11 protein-coding genes and 1 tRNA gene are annotated in these 16592 nt (G+C 62.9%); 8 read left to right on the forward strand and 4 right to left on the reverse strand.

Features of this window, described 5'->3' with window-relative positions; all coding sequences use genetic code 11:
* The 3 genes from ACFW0H_RS26420 to ACFW0H_RS26430 all read left to right on the forward strand — a co-directional run bounded on the left by ACFW0H_RS26420 (window position 1) and on the right by ACFW0H_RS26430 (window position 7294).
* The gene (locus ACFW0H_RS26420) at window positions 1-573 is read left to right on the forward strand and encodes a hypothetical protein (RefSeq protein ID WP_422916809.1); all 573 of its coding nucleotides are present in this window, start codon (window positions 1-3) and stop codon (window positions 571-573) included.
* A gap of 226 nt (window positions 574-799) precedes the next feature.
* The gene (locus tag ACFW0H_RS26425; protein ID WP_422916810.1) at window positions 800-1180 is read left to right on the forward strand and encodes a hypothetical protein; all 381 of its coding nucleotides are present in this window, start codon (window positions 800-802) and stop codon (window positions 1178-1180) included.
* Between the two features lie 39 nt (window positions 1181-1219).
* On the forward strand, window positions 1220-7294 hold the full coding sequence (locus ACFW0H_RS26430) for a calcium-binding protein (RefSeq protein ID WP_422916811.1): 6075 nt from the start codon (window positions 1220-1222) through the stop codon (window positions 7292-7294).
* A 109-nt stretch (window positions 7295-7403) separates the two neighbouring features.
* Here the strand turns inward: ACFW0H_RS26430 and ACFW0H_RS26435 are convergent.
* The 3 genes from ACFW0H_RS26435 to mobA form a co-directional block, all read right to left on the reverse strand.
* Window positions 7404-7480: transfer RNA gene (locus ACFW0H_RS26435), tRNA-Pro, on the reverse strand.
* A 161-nt stretch (window positions 7481-7641) separates the two neighbouring features.
* Window positions 7642-7863 (reverse strand): YgdI/YgdR family lipoprotein, encoded by a 222-nt coding sequence (locus tag ACFW0H_RS26440; RefSeq protein ID WP_422916812.1) that lies wholly within the window; start codon window positions 7861-7863, stop codon window positions 7642-7644.
* Between the two features lie 80 nt (window positions 7864-7943).
* Window positions 7944-8531 (reverse strand): molybdenum cofactor guanylyltransferase MobA, encoded by a 588-nt coding sequence (gene mobA, locus ACFW0H_RS26445; RefSeq protein ID WP_422916813.1) that lies wholly within the window; start codon window positions 8529-8531, stop codon window positions 7944-7946.
* Between the two features lie 67 nt (window positions 8532-8598).
* Here mobA and moaB point away from each other — a divergent pair, with 67 nt between their 5' ends.
* Both moaB and ACFW0H_RS26455 read left to right on the forward strand, forming a co-directional pair.
* Window positions 8599-9138, forward strand: coding sequence for a molybdenum cofactor biosynthesis protein B (gene moaB / locus ACFW0H_RS26450; RefSeq protein WP_422916814.1), 540 nt, complete (start codon window positions 8599-8601; stop codon window positions 9136-9138).
* Complete coding sequence (locus ACFW0H_RS26455; protein ID WP_422916815.1) at window positions 9135-10349, forward strand: molybdopterin molybdotransferase MoeA; 1215 nt, start codon at window positions 9135-9137, stop codon at window positions 10347-10349. Before moaB ends, ACFW0H_RS26455 begins: the two co-directional genes overlap by 4 nt.
* 116 nt (window positions 10350-10465) lie before the next feature.
* Here the strand turns inward: ACFW0H_RS26455 and gliR are convergent, their stop codons facing one another.
* A complete protein-coding gene (gene gliR, locus ACFW0H_RS26460) occupies window positions 10466-11494 on the reverse strand; it encodes an AraC family transcriptional regulator GliR (protein WP_422916816.1) in 1029 nt (342 codons plus the stop codon).
* A 126-nt stretch (window positions 11495-11620) separates the two neighbouring features.
* On the opposite strand from gliR, the gene ACFW0H_RS26465 reads away from it, so the two are divergent.
* The 3 genes from ACFW0H_RS26465 to ACFW0H_RS26475 are packed head-to-tail and all read left to right on the forward strand — an operon-like array spanning window position 11621 to window position 16371.
* Entirely contained in the window at window positions 11621-13216 is a 1596-nt protein-coding gene (locus ACFW0H_RS26465; RefSeq protein WP_422916817.1) for an FAD-binding oxidoreductase, read from the forward strand.
* Window positions 13217-13218: 2 nt separating this feature from the next.
* Window positions 13219-14793, forward strand: coding sequence for a glycerol-3-phosphate dehydrogenase/oxidase (locus tag ACFW0H_RS26470; protein ID WP_422916818.1), 1575 nt, complete (start codon window positions 13219-13221; stop codon window positions 14791-14793).
* 18 nt (window positions 14794-14811) lie between these two features.
* A complete protein-coding gene (locus ACFW0H_RS26475) occupies window positions 14812-16371 on the forward strand; it encodes an FGGY-family carbohydrate kinase (RefSeq protein ID WP_422916819.1) in 1560 nt (519 codons plus the stop codon).
* Window positions 16372-16592 lie beyond the last annotated feature (221 nt).

A 16592-nucleotide genomic window follows, 5' to 3' on the forward strand; every position in this document is an offset into this window, starting at 1 on the left:
ATGTGGGCTGATGGAAACCCGGAGGCCAACTTGGCAAGCAGGGTGTTTCCGATTGGAAAGGGGAAGTTGCGATGTCGCGCCACGCTCGCGTGCCTGTTTTTGTCGCTGGCCGCGCCTGTTAAAGCAGAGTCTCGTGCACCAGTCAGGACATTCGGCGACTGGAGCGTGCTATGGGTACAGGAAAGCGTGAACTTGATGGCGGTTACGCTCGATAACTACGGAAACTATATCGCTCTTCGCTGCCTGGTCCAGGAGCAGCGATGCCTGCATGTTCTTTCGGTCAATGCCAGTTGCCAAGCCGAAGTGAGTTATCCCGTGCTTATTAGTAGCGGCACGATTTCCCGTGCGCTGGGTTTTTCCTGTCGGGATGCTGAAAGCTCAACAGAGTTGGTGGCAGATGAACAGAGCGAGATACATGAAATCTGGAGGCGGGATGGTTTTCTAGGGATTTCTATGGCAGTTACGGATGGCCATTTCAAGAATGCCAGGTTCAGTATGAAGGGCGCCTTCGAGGCGATGGAGTATGTGAAGAAATATACGAGAGAGCAGGATGATGTTGAGATTGAGTTGTAAATATTAGTGGGGGAGATGACGGGTTTTTTTTGCTCTAGTTTGGATTGGTGTGTAAAGGTGTTGACTTAGTGCTCATTAGGCGCTGCGCAGTTGCATGGGAAATGATGATTGTTTTTTGGGGGGATGGAATTCGTATTTGGATATGCAGTGGTTTTGGGGTGTAAGAGTAAGGTCGGGTAAATATGATGGGTGATAGATCTGTCCATTTTTGTCATGGGTGAATCTGGTGGGTATTCAAGATTTCTTGCGTGGTGTTGATGTTTGGTATTTATATGTTTTGATTGTGTTTGCTTTCGTGTTTTCCTGGGTTGTTCGTAGGAAAATTGATTTTGCTGCGTTTGTGCTTGTGCTGAATTTTCCTCTTTCTGCTTGCTGTTATTTCTACTTTTCTTTTGGTGTGGGTCCGAAAGAGATCGGGTTGGTGACTGTTCTTATGAATCTCTTTGCATTTGCTCAAATTGGATGGGGAGGTGCTCTTGTATTTCTAATTGGTTGTTTTTTTAAATCAAATATTTGTTTTTCTCTGGGTGTGGTTTTGTCGGTGGTTTCTGTCGGCGGGCATGCATTGTTTGTGTTGCTTCTGCTTTTGTTTGGTGCTGGGTCGTAAGAGGTTTCAAAGATTAACTAAGTTTAATGGAGGCTGTATATGAAATTTAAATCTGGGACGATGGAGTACTTGAAGGCCATTGCAGGTGGCGCGCGTGAGGTTTCTATAGCTATAGGCTCGGAGGATGTAACCGCACAGGCAGTACTTGGCGCGATTGGAGAGGAGTATGAGTCAATAGGGATTGAGGATTGGGTTCAGAGCGCTCGTGTTGCGATGTATAGCCACAGCGAAATTCTGGAAAACTATCGTCTGATGCAGAAAAGACCGGAGTTGCTAATAGAAATTGTGAGTGCGGGTGTGGTGAGGAAGGCTGCGCTCAAGTGGGATAATCCTGTTCTTAACGATGTAGGGCCTGGGAATATAAAAATTCATACAGCAATTGAGCTTTTGAATAAGTATATTGAGGCGCACAGTTACGATGATCCACTTAAAATAAAGGGCTATGCCAGTGATTACACTGGGCTTGTTCGTGACCTTTCAAGTAAAGACGGTCAATTGAGCTTGAAGTTTGCTGGTCTTATGTTGAAGGAAGGTAGTGAGTTTTTCAGAAATAGAACATCACTTGCCTGGAGTTCCTATGATCAAGATACAAAGGATGCGATACTTATAACCTACTACAACAATGGGAGATCGAATGCAGCTAAGAAAATTGACGACTTTTTGACGGTATTTCCTGAGTATTTTCCAGGTCCGGGGGGTGGCGAAAGCGGCGGTCTGGTCTATTTAGAAAATATAGCCGGAATCAAAGGTCTCTTAGGATTGCCGAGCACAGGGGTAGAGGGGATAAAGGATTTCTTCAGGCTGGGCTACAGCTCAAGTTTGAACGGGTTTCTGGGAAGCGATAAGCGAATCAGAGATCTGTATAGTCAAGGTCGAATAGGTCAAGGCCTATATAATGATTTCACTAAGTGGGCATCTGATTCGTTGCTCACTAATTTCAACAGATCTCAGTCACCAGGTTCGTCGTTCAATTTCGGCTTGGATGTCAGCGGCCTGCGTTACACCCCCATCGGCGCTTTCTACGAATCGCGCACGCCAGCCACCGATAATTCCCCCTCCATCGCCAACAAGACCCTGGTATTGCTCGACAGCGCCGGCAGGGCCCAGTCGGCGGCAACGCTGGCCGCGCTGGATGTGAATCGCGATGGCAATCTGAGCGGTAATGAGTTGGGTTCGCTCAGGGCCTGGGCCGATATCAACGAGAACGGCCTGATCGATGCCGGCGAGTTCCAGACCCTCGATCAGGCGGGGCTTTCCCAGATCCGTGATACGGACTATCGCTTCTATACGCGTGGTAACAGTCGCCGGACCAACGGCCCCTTGCCGGAGGCGGTACGTCCCGATGAAAACCTGGGGCTGCCAGGACGGTGGGACCAAACCCAAGTGGTCCCGGCGAGCAACTACCGGGCCCTGCGCGATGGCACTCCCTATTTCCCGACCTACGACGGCTACGTGGTTTGGGCACCCAACCAGGTAAAGGTCGACTACAAGAATCAGACCTACCTGATCGGTACCGATGGCGACGACAGTTTCGATGCCAACTACTACGCCCAATACGCCTTCATCAACAGTGCGTTGCTGGTGAACTTCCTCGGTGGTGGGGGTGACGACCAACTGGGGGGCAGCGCTCGCAACGATACGATCTGGGGCGGAACCGGGCACGACACCCTGCTGGGGTATGCCGGCGACGACCGACTCTATGGCGAGGAGGGCAATGACGAGCTACATGGCCAGGACGGCCACGATTACCTCGATGGTGGTATAGGCAACGACAAGCTGTTCGGTGGGACTGGCAACGATGTCCTGCATGGCGCGGACGGTGATGATGGGCTCAGCGGCGAGGATGGAGATGACAGCCTATATGGTGGGCGAGGCAATGACCTGCTCATCGGCGGCAATGGCCATGACTATCTGGACGGTGGCGAAGGTGACGACAATCTGCTGGGGGGCGCGGGTAATGACGTCCTGTTCGGTGGCAATGGCGTCGATGTGCTGCAAGGTGGCGATGGTCACGACCTCCTGCTGGGCGACGCCGGCAATGACCGGCTGTTCGGCCAGGCGGGCGACGACACGCTACGCGGCGGTGACGGTGACGACATCCTGATCGGCTTCACGGCCTTCGACGAAGCCAAGCAGAGTCTGCTGCCCGGCGAAAGCGACAACGATCTCCTGTTCGGAGGCACGGGTGCGGACAGTCTCTATGGCGGTTTGGGCAACGACGTGCTCGATGGCGGCACGGGGAATGACTTCCTGGCTGGAAACGAAGGCAATGACAGCCTGTTTGGCGGCGCGGGCGACGATGAATTGCAGGGTGGCGATGGTCATGATCAGTTGCTGGGTGAAGCGGGCAATGATCGGCTGTTCGGCCAGGCCGGCAACGACATCCTCTGGGGTGGCGACGGCGACGATATCCTGATGGGCTTCACCGGCACCAACGAGGCCAAGCAAAGCCTGGCCGCCGGTGAAACCGATGACGACACCCTCCACGGCGGCGCTGGCAATGACCTGCTGCTTGGCGGCCTGGGCAACGACACGTTGTTTGGGGACACGGGCAACGATGAACTGCAAGGCGGCGATGGCCATGACCTGCTCTACGGCGGAGAGGGCAACGACCGGCTTTTCGGTCAGGTGGGCAATGACGTTCTGTATGGGGGCGACGGCGACGACCTGCTGGTGGGCTTCACCGCAGACAATGAAAGCAAGCAGAGCCTCGCTGCCGGCGAAACCGACAATGACTGGTTGTATGGCGGGGCGGGCAACGACACCTTGCTCGGCGGCCTCGGCGACGACTACCTGGATGGCGGTGCCGGCAGTGACCTGATGGAGGGTGGCAAGGGCAACGACACCTACATCGTCAACAGCGTCAACGACGTTATCCTCGAGCACGCCGGCGAGGGTTACGACACGGTAATCAGCAGTGCCAACTACCTGCTCAATGCCAATATCGAAGAGCTGCGCCTGGTGGAGGGCTTCGATATTCATGCCACCGGCAATTCGCTGGACAACAAGCTGATCGGCAACAGCCGCGACAACATCCTCGATGGCGTCACGGGCAAGGACATCATGATCGGCGGCGCCGGCGACGATACATATTACGTCGACAACATCGGTGACCAGACCATTGAGCTGGCCGGAGAGGGCGTGGACACGGTGCAGAGCAGCATCAGCCTCACGCTGGCGGCCAACGTGGAAAACCTTATCCTGCTGGACTTCGCCAAGGCCGAGAAAGGCCTGGTGGATGGCGAGCGTACGCTGGTATACGGCTACCCGAAGCGATATGAACTCGACTACATGCAGGGCGATGCGGTGCCCGATTTCCGCGGCACCTGTGCCTTGACTGCGATCGCCAACCTGCTGACGCAGTCCGACCGCCCGACGACCGAGGGCGAGGTGGTCAAGCTGGCCATCGACAACAGCTGGACGGTGAGCGATCCGGCGCGGCCGGCCCACGAACGTGGCGGCTCGAACTTCGCTCAGCAGCAGGCGATCCTCGACCGCTTCGGCATACGCAACGAACTGCTGGCCGGCTACAACGAGCAGGGCGTCGCCAACCTGATTCGCAGCGGGCGCGGCGTCATCCTCGCGGTCAATGCCGGCGTCCTGTGGGATGACCCGACCCAGTTGGCGGATGGCGCGGTGAACCATGTGGTGACCGTAACCGGCGCCGCCTATAGCGAGACAAGCGGCCAGCTGCTGGGCTTCTACATTGCCGACTCCGGCCGGCAGAGGGTCAGCGATATGACCCGCTATGTGAGCCTGGAGAAGTTCCGACAGGCTGCTAATGTCGCCAGCAGCTATGCGATCTACACCATCGAGCCGCTGAAACTCTGGAATGAGGACATCGATGGGCAGGGCAACGAACTGGACAACGTATTGATCGGCAACCGTGGCAATAACCTGCTCAACGGCGGCGCCGGCAACGACACCCTCGGCGGCGGCGCTGGCACAGACACGCTCTACGGCCATACCGGCAGCGACACCTACCTGTTCAACCTGGGCGACGGCCACGACACCATCATCGAGGTGGAAGCCATGTGGAACACTGACGTCCTGAAATTCGGCGCAGGTATCACGGCGGCCGATATCGACGTCAGGCGGAAGGGGGAAAGCCTGGTGCTGCAGCATCGCAATGGCCAGGACCAGGTCACCATCGGCGGCTGGTTCCTGAGCGCCTATGGCTACGCCGATTACCACCGCTTGAGCCGCGTCGAGTTCGCCGACGGTAGCCAGTGGCGCCGCGATCATCTTTCAGTGGGTGATGGCAATGACACGCTCATTGGGGGGGACACCCATGACGTGCTGAAGGGGTTTGGTGGTAACGATGTCCTCAATGGTGGCGCGGGCAATGACACCCTCAGTGGCGGCACCGGCAATGACACGCTCTACGGCTATACCGGCAGTGACACCTACCTGTTCAACCTCGGCGACGGGCACGACACCATCATCGAGGTGGAAGCCATGTGGAACACCGATGTCCTCCAGTTCGGCGCCGGCATCGCGGCGGCCGACATCGACGTCAGCCGTGAGGGGGACAGTCTGGTGCTGCAGCATCAAAATGGCCAGGATCGGGTCACCATCGGCGGCTGGTTCCTGAGCGCCTATGGCTACGCCGATTACCACCGCTTGAGCCGTGTCGAGTTTGCCGATGGTACCCAGTGGCACCGCGATCAGCTTTCAAACTGGGCGGTATCGGAGGTGAGGGGGAGTAGCGGCAACGACAGGCTCATCGGGGGGAACAGCCATGATGTGCTGAAAGGCTTAGGTGGCAATGACAGCCTCGATGGGTTGGCTGGCGACGACAGGCTCCACGGCGGCGATGGAGATGACACCCTACTGGGCGGAGCGGGCCAGGACTATCTGGACGGCGGGCTGGGCGACGATACCCTCGACGGTGGCCTGGGCAATGACACCCTGATCGGAGGGGCAGGCGATGATCGCCTGTACGGTCACACCGGCAGCGACACCTACCTGTTCAATCTGGGCGATGGGCACGACACCATCATCGAAGTCGAAGCCATGTGGAACATCGATGTCCTGAAATTCGGCGCCGGTATTGTCGCGGCCGACATCGAGGTCAGTCGGCAGGGCGATAGCCTGGTGCTGCAGCATCGCAATGGCCAGGATCAGGTCACTGTCGGCGGCTGGTTCCTGACCGCCTATGGCTACGCCGACTACCACCGTTTGAACCGCATCGAGTTTGCTGACGGGACCCAGTGGAGCCGCGAGCGGCTCTCCCTGTGGGGGGCATCGGCAATAAGGGGCAGTGACGGCAATGACACGCTCGCCGGGAGTGACGCCGATGACGTAATAAAGGGGTATGGCGGCAACGATACTCTCGATGGTAGAGCGGGCAACGACACCCTCATCGGAGGGGCTGGGGATGATCGCCTGTATGGCCACACCGGCAGCGACACCTATCTGTTCAATCTGGGCGACGGGCACGACACCATCATCGAGGTGGAAGCCATGTGGAACACCGACGTCCTGAAATTCGGCGCCGGTATCACGGCGGCAGATATCGACGTCAGGCGGAAGGGGGAAAGCCTGGTGCTGCAGCATCGCAATGGCCAGGACCAGGTCACGATCGGCGGCTGGTTCCTGACCGCCTATGGCTACACCGATTACCACCGCTTGAGCCGCGTCGAGTTTGCCGACGGTAGCCGGTGGAGCCGCGATCAGCTTTCCGCATGGGGGCAGTCGAATCCCAAGCAGAATGGTGTGGGGCCTGATCCGGCACGGCTGTTGTACGGCGTTACCGGTAACCAGGGCGATAGCGTGGTTGCCGGCGGTGCGGGCACTGCCCCTCATGACCCGGGACACAGCCATAGCATTGAGGCCACGCTCGAGAGCAGCCCAACAGAGAGCTCTGCGAACAGCCTGAGCATCCAGTTACTGGGTACTTCCGACAAGCGGACGATCAGGGACTGGTCTGTCGGGGCGGCAAATGACCTGGAGGCGTTCAAGACGGCGGACGGCATTACCCAGTTGGATGGGCAGATACAGAACCTGGTGAATGCGATGGCTGCCTTCGCCCCGCCTGGATCGGCACAATCCACCCTGCCGGCTAACTATCAGACTGAGCTGTCGTCGGTGATGGCGGCGAACTGGCGGTGATTGTTGGCCCGGGATCAGCGGCAAACCTGCTCGCTCGAGCGCCCCGGGCCCTTCACGAAAAATTGCAGGCAATAAAAAACCCGCCTTATTAGGCGGGTTTTTCGGGATTTGGTCGGAGCGACTGGATTCGAACCAGCGACCTTCTCGTCCCGAACGAGACGCGCTACCAAGCTGCGCTACGCTCCGTTGTGTGGCGCGCATTCTACAGAAAAACTTTTGGCCTACAAGGGGTTAGCGAAACTTTTTTTATTTTTTTTTGCGCTGGAGGTGGAAGGCTGCGAACGGCGCGGGGTTGGCGGGGGAGGAGCGGCCCGCTCCGCTGGAGGGGCGGGAGCGGGCTACGTGGATCAGAGTTCCTTGATGGTGCGAACCTGATCCTTGTTCACCTTGGCGTGCTTGCCGTCCAGTTGCTCGAATTCGTAGAAGCCGGTGTCGTCGTCGTATTCGGGGGTGTCCACGACCTGGAGCTCGCGGCCGTCATTGAGGGTGATCACGCTTGGCGAGGAGCAGCCGGCCAGGGTGACAAGACCCATTGCGAGCAGGAAAGCGGGGACTATCCGCTGGTTCATTCGTCATCTCCTTAGATGATTACGCTGGTTGTACGACGTTTCTGACGAGAGACTGCCGTCCAAAGTTCCAGCGAATGGGTTCAATCCTTCGGAGGGGTATCGCCCAGCAGCTCAGGCGTATTGAGGTTGGCCAGGCGAGGGTCGCCTTCGGCGCAGTCCACGACCGCAAGGTCGAGCTGGCGCAGGATGCGTTGCGGGCTGCGCTCTCCGGCCTGCCAGCCGGCATCCAGTACAGGCAGCAGGGCGCGCGGCAGGACGCAGAACAGCGGTTCCCAGAATTTGCCCTGCCGAACCATCACGGGGCGGTCGCCGGACGCATCGAGCAGTGCGCTGATCAAGGCGTCGTCCACCCGTGGGGCATCGCAGGGCAGTACCAGCACCCGCTCATGACGGGCCACCGCCAGGCCGGCGCGGATGCCCGCCAGCGGGCCGGCGAAATCCGGGCTGTCGTCCCGCACCAGCTGGTCGGCCCAGGCGGCGTAGCGTTCTTCATTACGGTTGCAGGAGATGATCAGGTCGTCGGTGATCGGCCGTACCCGGTCGTGCAGCCAGGCAATCAGCGGGCGGCCCTGCCATTCCACCAGGCCCTTGTCGCGGCCGCCCAGGCGCTGGCCACGACCGCCGGCGAGCAGCAGGACGGAGCAGGGCGGTACAGGCTTGTCGGACATGGAAAGGCCTCCGGGTCGGCGCTGTGATATAACACCGGGCATTCACTCCTTCAACTGGAAGCCTGCCATGAGTCACAAGGCCGAGGCGGTGTTCGTGCCGCTCAATATCGCCGTTCTTACCGTCAGTGATACCCGCAACCTGGAAACCGACACCTCCGGCCAGCTCTTCGTCGATCGCCTGACTGCCGCCGGCCACAACCTGGCCGCGCGGGTGCTGCTGAAGGACGACCTGTACAAGATCCGCGCCCAGGTCGCCACCTGGATCGCCGACGACCTGGTCCAGGTGGTTCTGATTACCGGTGGCACCGGCTTCACCGGCCGCGACAGCACCCCCGAGGCGGTGGCCTGCCTGCTGGACAAGCAGGTGGACGGTTTCGGTGAATACTTCCGGCAGATTTCCGTCCGCGATATCGGCACCTCCACCATGCAGTCCCGCGCCCTGGCCGGCCTCGCCAACGGCACCCTGGTGTGCTGCCTGCCGGGCTCCACCAACGCCTGCCGCACTGCCTGGGACGGCATCCTCGCCGAGCAGTTGGACAACCGCCACCGCCCCTGCAACTTCGTCCCGCACCTGACCCAGGCCAATGCCTGCGAGAGCCGCGGATGAGCGGGTGCGGTCACCCTGGCCTGATGCCGGTGGAGGACGCCCTGGCGCGTCTGCTGGCGCTGGCGGCGGCGGCACCGATCGACGCACATGAATCGGTCGCCCTGGCCGAGGCCGATGGCCGGGTGCTGGCCGAGCCCCTGGTGGCCGGCCTCGATCTGCCGCCCTGGGACAATAGCGCCATGGACGGTTATGCGCTGCGCCTGGCCGACTGGCAGGGCGAACCGCTGCTGGTGAGCCAGCGCATCCTCGCCGGCAACGCGCCCGAGGCTTTGCAGCCGGGCACTTGCGCGCGCATTTTCACCGGCGCGCCGCTGCCTGAAGGCGCCGACCTGGTGGAGATGCAGGAGAACGTCGAAGTCCTGGCCGATGGCCGGGTGCGTTTTCTCGAACCCTTGAAGGCCAGACAGAACGTCCGCCCCCGTGGGCAGGAAACCCGTACCGGCGAAACCGTGCTGCCGGCTGGTACCCGCCTGGGCCCCATCGAGATGGGGCTGTGCGCGTCCCTCGGTGCCGCCGAACTTTTGGTGCGGCGCCGCCCGGTCGTGGCGGTGATCTCCACCGGCGATGAACTGGTGCCGCCCGGCCAACCCCTGGGGCCGGGGCAGATCTACAACAGCAACCGCAGCCTGCTTATAGCCTGGCTCAAGCGCCTGGGTTGCGCCGTGGTGGACGCCGGCATCCTCGCCGACGACCTGGAACTGACCCGCGAGGCCCTGACCGACCTCGGCCAGGTGGACCTGATCCTTTCCACCGGTGGTGTCTCCGTGGGTGAGGCGGACTTCCTCGGTGCTGCACTGCGGGAAGAGGGCGAGCTGGCGCTTTGGAAACTGGCAATCAAGCCCGGTAAGCCGCTGACCTTCGGGCATTTCCGTGGGGTGCCGGTGATCGGCCTGCCGGGCAACCCGGCGTCGACCCTGGTCACCTTCGGCCTGCTGGCGCGGCCCTACCTGCTGCGTCGGCTGGGGGTGGAAGAGGTGGAGCCGCTGGGCTTCGCGGTGCCCGCCGGTTTCACCTGGAAAAAGCCCGGCAATCGCCGCGAGTACCTGCGCGCGCGCCTGGAGAACGGCCGCGCCGTGATCTACCCGAACCAGAGCTCCGGCGTGCTGCGTAGCGCAGCCTGGGCCGAGGGGCTGGTGGAGGTGCTGGAGGGCACCACATTGGCCGAGGGTGACTCCGTGCGCTTCATTCCGTTGAGTGAGTTGCAGGCTTAGGGACTTTCCCTGGGCGAATCACCTGTAGGGGCGAATTCATTCGCCAAGCAGGACGTAGTCCTGCCATTCGGATTCCCAGGGGGCAGCTGCGCTGCCCTTGGCGAATGAATTCGCCCCTACAAGATTGCTTGCCTTTTTGCCTCTCTGAATTCCCCCGGCGTCTGCCCGGTCCAGGTCTTGAAGCTGCGGTGGAAGGAGCGGGACTCGGTGAAGCCCAGGTAGCAGGCGATATCCTGGATCGGCAGGTCGCTGCGCAGCAGATAGTGTTCGGCCAGTTCGCGGCGCAGTTCATCGAGTATCTGCTGGTAGCTGGTGCCGGCATGCTGCAGGTGGCGCTGCAGGGTGCGCACGGTCATGTGGAACTTCTCCGCGACCTTTTCCTTGCGCGGCAGGCCGTCCTTGAGCAGCAGCCGCAGGGCGTTCTTCACCCGTTGCGGCAGTGGTTCGTCGTCGTCCAGCCCCGCCATCATCGCCAGGGCGTGTTCCTCCAGGGTGCGCAGCAGGTTGGCGTCCGCCTGGCGCAGGGACAAGGCCAGGTACTCCTGGGGCACCACCAGGGCGTTGCAGGGTTGTTCGAAGCGTACGGGGCAGCCAAACACCGCTTCGTAATCCTGCGGCCCGGTCCCTTCGGGTTGCGCGTGCTCGAACCAGACCTCCTGCGGAGAGCGCTGCATGTCGGCGATCCAGCGCGCATAGAGCAACCAGGAAGCCAGCACGTTCTCCACCATGTGGCGGCGGATTGCCGGGTCCTGGTGGCGGCAGCTCCAGATCATCCGCACCACCTCGCCCTCGGCTTTAATGCGGCTCACGCCCATGTCGCCCACCAGCTTCTCGTAGGGGGCGATGCGGCCCATGGCTTCGCCCAGGGTGGCGCAGTTCATGGTGATGTAGCCCAGTACGCTCCAGGAGCCCGGCTGCACGTAGCGCGCCGAATGCAGGCCGAAGAGGGCATCGCCCGACTCGCGGATCAGGTGGGCCAGCAGGCGCTCGTGAGATTCGCTGGGCAGGCGCTTGCCGTTGTCCGCCAGGTCCTCGGCACGGATGCCGGCGGCAGCGAGGGTGGCGGCCTGGTCGAGGCCGAGCTGTTCGGCGTGGCGCAGGTACTTGAGCAGGACGGGAACCGAGGTGTAGCCGAGAGCGTGCATGGGCGTTCTTGTTATGTCCTGATTGGCGATGGCCACTGTCCCGATCCGACAGTGACGCCTTTGGGCGGGCGGCTAGTATAGGCAGCCATCGAAAACCTTCGAAACAACCCGAACAAGGAGAACGGCATGCGACGCTGGAATGGCTGGGGCGACGAGGCGACGGTGGTGACGCTGCCCGCCAATGGGGCGACTTTCCTGGCCGAGCGCATAAGCGCAGGCGAGCCCTTGCCCGATGCCAGCCTGGACCAGGTGCTGGCCCTCGTGCCGGCCTCGCGTCTGCAGGCCCACCCGCTGATCAGCCTGGATGCCGAGACCCGCGTGCGCCACGCCCGTGGCCAGAGCCTGCCGGACTGGCTGGCCATGCGCGAAGGCCGGTTCGGCCAGTTCCCCGACGGCGTGGCCTTTCCTGAAACCCCGGAACAGATCCGCCAGTTGCTGGCGCTTGCCGCCGAGCGGGACTTCGTCCTGATTCCCTATGGCGGCGGTACCTCGGTGGCCGGCCATATCAACCCACAGGCCGGCGAACGGCCGGTGCTGACCCTCTCCCTGGCGCGCATGAATCGCCTCGTCGAACTGGACGAGAAAAGCCTGGTCGCCACCTTCGGCCCCGGGGCCAACGGCCCGCAGGTGGAAAGCCAGCTGCGCGCCCGTGGCTATACCCTGGGGCACTTCCCGCAGTCCTGGGAGTTGTCGACCCTCGGCGGCTGGGTGGCCAGCCGCTCCAGCGGCCAGCAGTCCCTGCGTTATGGGCGTATCGAGCAGCTCTTCGCCGGCGGTACCCTGGAGACCTTCTCCGGCCCGATGGAGCTGCCTACTTTTCCGGCTTCGGCCGCGGGGCCGGACCTGCGCGAACTGGTGCTCGGTTCGGAAGGACGCTTCGGGGTGATTTCCGAAGTGCGGGTGCGGGTCACCCGTATGGCGGAGCGGGAGTCCTTCTACGCCGTCTTCCTGCCCAACTGGAGCCAGGCACTGGAGGGCATCCGTAGCCTGGCCCAGGCGCGGGTGCCGCTGTCCATGCTGCGCCTGTCCAACGCCATCGAAACCGAAACCCAGCTGGCCCTGGCTGGCCATCCGGGGCAGATCGCCCTGCTGGAGAAGTACCTGGCCTTGCGCGGTGCCGGCGCCGGCAAGTGCATGCTGACCTTCGGCGTTACCGGCAACCGTGCGCAGAACGCCGCTTCGCTGAAGCAGGCCCGGCGCCTGCTGAAGAGTTTCGGCGGGGTCTTCACCGGTACCCTGCTGGGCCGCAAGTGGGCGGAGAATCGCTTCCGCTTTCCCTATCTGCGCCATGCCCTGTGGGACGCCGGTTATGTGGTGGACACCCTGGAAACCGCCACCGACTGGGTCAATGTCGACAACCTCCTGGGCAAGGTCGAGGCCAGCCTGCGCAACGGGCTGAAGGCCGAAGGCGAGCGCGTGCACGTGTTCACCCACCTGTCCCACGTCTATGGCGAGGGTTCGAGCATCTACACCACCTACGTCTACCGGCCCGGCGGCAGCTATGCCGAGGCGCTGGCGCGCTGGCGCAAGCTGAAGAGCGCCGCCAGCGACACCATCGCGCAAAACCGCGGCACCATCAGTCACCAGCACGGCGTCGGCCGCGACCACGCGCCCTGGCTGCCGGCGGAGAAGGGGCCGCTGGGCATGGCCGCATTGCGCAGCCTGGTACGGCATTTCGATCCCGAGCAGCGACTCGCCCCCGGCGTGCTGCTCGAGGACTGACCATGACTGCCTGGAACGCCGAATGGCGCGCCGCCTCCTTGCCGGAACTGGCCAGCCGCGACTGGGACCTGATCGTGGTCGGCGGGGGCATCTGCGGTGCCGGAATTCTGCGGGAGGCGGCCCGGCGAGGCTGGAAATGCCTGCTGCTGGAGCAACGGGATTTCGCCTGGGGCACTTCCAGCCGCTCTTCGAAGATGGTCCATGGCGGCTTGCGCTATGTCGCCAAGGGGCAGTTCGGCCTGACCCGCGCCTCGGTGCGCGAACGTCAGCGCCTGCTGGCGGAAGCGCCGGGCCTGGTGGAACCGCTGAGTTTCGTCATGCCCCATCGCGGCGGATTCCCGGGGCCGCGGGTGTTCGGCGGCCTGCTGGCCGTGTATGACGCCTTGGCCGGGCGGCGCAACCACCTGTACTACCCGTTGCAGCAACTGCGCTACCTGGTGCCGGGGCTGGCCGAATCCGGCCTGCAGGGCGGCACCCGTTTCTTCGATGCGGTGACCGACGACGCCCGGCTTGTGCTGCGGGTGCTGGGAGAGGCGCGGGCAGACGGCGGCGAAGCGCTAAACGGCATGCGCGTGCTGGAGCTGCTGCGCGAGCAGGGCAGGGTGGCCGGCCTGGAAGCCGAGGACCTGGAGAGCGGCCAGCGCTACGCCTTTCGCGCCCGTGCCGTGGCCTTGGCCACTGGCGCCTGGGCCGATCGCCTGCGCCAGGCGCGAGGGGCGGAGCGTATCCGGCCCTTGCGCGGTAGCCACCTGCTGCTGCCGGGTTGGCGCCTGCCGCTGGCCCACGCCATCAGCTTCATGCACCCGGCCGATGGCCGGCCGGTGTTCGTCTTCCCCTGGGAGGGCGCCACGGTGATCGGCACCACGGACCTCGACCATGGGGAGGGGCTGGACCAGGACGCCTGCATCAGCGCGGCGGAAGTGGATTACCTGCTGCAAGCCTGCGCCCTGCAGTTCCCGGCGGCACGGATCGGGCGCGGCGACCTGCTGTCCACCTGGGCGGGTGTCCGACCGGTGGTGAGCGAGGGTGAAGCGCGGCGCAAACCCTCGGACGAGAAACGCGAGCACGTCCTCTGGACCGAGCCCGGTTGCGTGACCCTGGCCGGGGGCAAGCTGACCACTTTCCGTCTGCTGGCCCTGGAGGTCCTGCGGGCCTGCGCGGAGTTCGTCGGCCGTGACCTGACGGACGTGGGCGACCCCGTGTTCCAGCCCTTCGCAGCACCGCCCCTGCCGGCCCTGTCGCCGGCCCAGCGCCTGCGCCTGGCCGGCCGCCACGGGCGCGCCCTGCCGGACCTGGCGCAGTGGGTCGAGTCGCTGGGCAACGAGCGGGTCGGCGCCACCGACACCCTCTGGGCCGAGCTGGCCTGGGCGGCGGAAGGCGAACTGGTGCTGCACCTGGATGATCTGCTGCTGCGCCGAACCCGCCTCGGCCTGTTGCTGCCCGAAGGCGCACGTGGCGCGCTGCCGCGTATCCGCGCCCTGTGCCAGCCGCTGCTGGGCTGGGACGACGCGCGCTGGATGCGGGAAGAGGCTGACTACCTGGCGCTCTGGCGGCGCTGCTACAGCCTGCCCGAATAACAAGAACAAGGACGCATCGTGAACGAAAAGAGCTATCTGCTGGCCATCGACAACGGCACCCAGAGCGTGCGGGCGCTGCTGTTCGACCTGGAGGGCAACCTGGTGGGCAAGGGCAAGGTGCCGCTCGAGGCCTACTACTCCCGTCAGCCCGGCTGGGCCGAACAGGACCCGGAATACTACTGGGACAGCCTGGGCGAAGCCTGTCGGCTGCTCTGGGCATCGGTGGATATCGACCGCAGCCTGATTCGCGGTGTGTCCCTGACCACCCAGCGCGGCACCGTGATCAATGTGGATGAGCAGGGCCGGGCGCTGCGTCCGGCGATCCTCTGGCTGGACCAGCGTCAGGCGGAGGTGCGGGGTCGCATCCGTGGGCCCTGGGGCTGGCTGTTCAAGGCCCTTGGCCTGGAGCCCACGGTGGACTACTTCCGCGCCCAGGCGGAGGTCAACTGGGTGTCCCAGAATCAGCCCGAGCTCTGGGCGCGAACCCACAAGGTCCTGTTGCTGTCGGGCTTTCTCAGCCATCGGTTGTGCGGCCGTTTCGTCGACTCGGTGGCATGCCAGGTCGCCTACTTGCCGTTCGACTACAAGCGGCTGCAGTGGGCGTCGCCGCGCGACTGGAAATGGCAGTCCATGCCCGTGCGCCGCGAGCAGCTGCCGGAACTGTTCAAGCCTGGCGAGCTTCTCGGCAGCATCACTGCGCACGCCAGTCGCCATACCGGGATTCCGGAAGGTCTGCCGCTGATCGCCGCGGGCGCCGACAAGGCCTGCGAGGTGCTCGGCGCCGGTGGCGTGGAGCCCAGCGTGGCCTGCCTGTCCTATGGCACCACCGCGACCATCAACACCACCCGGCGCAATTACCTGGAGACCATTGCGCTGATTCCGCCCTATCCGGCGGCCATTCCGGATCACTTCAACACCGAGGTGATGATCTACCGGGGCTTCTGGATGGTCAGCTGGTTCAAGCAGGAGTTCGGCCTGCGCGAGATGCAACGGGCGAAGGAACTGGCGGTGGAGCCCGAGGTGCTGTTCGACGAACTGGTCAACAGCGTGCCGCCCGGCTCCATGGGGCTGATGCTGCAGCCCTACTGGTCACCCGGCATCCGTGAGCCAGGGCTGGAGGCCAAGGGGTCGATCATCGGTTTCGGCGATGTGCACACCCGCGCCCATATCTACCGCGCCATTCTCGAAGGCCTGGCCTACGCCCTGCGCCAGGGCAAGGAGCGGATCGAGAAGCGCTCCGGCACGCCCATCACCCGGCTTCGGGTATCGGGCGGCGGCTCCCAGAGCGATGCGGCGATGCAGCTCACCGCCGATATCTTCGGCCTGCCGGCGGAGCGCCCCCATGTCTACGAGACTTCGGGGCTCGGCGCGGCCATCGACTGCGCGGTGGGCCTCGGGTTGCACCCGGACTTCCCCTCGGCGATCCGCGCCATGACAAGGGTGGGGCAGGTTTTCCAGCCGAACCCCCAGGCGCAGCGCACGTACGCGCGGCTGTACCGGGAGGTCTACCTGGGGATGTACAAGCAGCTGCGTCCGCTTTACCGGAAGATCCGCGATATCACCGGTTATCCGGCGTAATGCATGGTGAGGCCCCTGTGGTGCGGGTGGAAATCCCTTTGGGGATTTCCACCATTGGTGTCTTGCACGGCCTCGATGGTGGATAGAAAAGCGCTATCCACCCTTGTATCTCGACTAGCGTCCTTTCAAAGAGCGATAGTCCCCGACTGATCATCGGGGGAGGGTCAGGAAGCCGTATCCACCCTTAGGCCTCGAGCTTGCGACGTAGATAGTGCTCCGGC

The sequence above is a fragment of the Metapseudomonas cellulosilytica genome, from assembly GCF_049334135.1.
Classification (GTDB): domain Bacteria; phylum Pseudomonadota; class Gammaproteobacteria; order Pseudomonadales; family Pseudomonadaceae; genus Metapseudomonas.

Coding starts and splice junctions, on each gene's coding strand:
- ACFW0H_RS26420 (WP_422916809.1), top strand. CDS start 1: ATGTGGGCTGATGGAAACCCGGAGGCCAACTTGGCAAGCAGGGTGTTT.
- ACFW0H_RS26430 (WP_422916811.1), top strand. CDS start 1,220: ATGAAATTTAAATCTGGGACGATGGAGTACTTGAAGGCCATTGCAGGT.
- ACFW0H_RS26440 (WP_422916812.1), bottom strand. CDS start 7,863: ATGAACCAGCGGATAGTCCCCGCTTTCCTGCTCGCAATGGGTCTTGTC.
- mobA (WP_422916813.1), bottom strand. CDS start 8,531: ATGTCCGACAAGCCTGTACCGCCCTGCTCCGTCCTGCTGCTCGCCGGC.
- moaB (WP_422916814.1), top strand. CDS start 8,599: ATGAGTCACAAGGCCGAGGCGGTGTTCGTGCCGCTCAATATCGCCGTT.
- ACFW0H_RS26455 (WP_422916815.1), top strand. CDS start 9,135: ATGAGCGGGTGCGGTCACCCTGGCCTGATGCCGGTGGAGGACGCCCTG.
- gliR (WP_422916816.1), bottom strand. CDS start 11,494: ATGCACGCTCTCGGCTACACCTCGGTTCCCGTCCTGCTCAAGTACCTG.
- ACFW0H_RS26465 (WP_422916817.1), top strand. CDS start 11,621: ATGCGACGCTGGAATGGCTGGGGCGACGAGGCGACGGTGGTGACGCTG.
- ACFW0H_RS26470 (WP_422916818.1), top strand. CDS start 13,219: ATGACTGCCTGGAACGCCGAATGGCGCGCCGCCTCCTTGCCGGAACTG.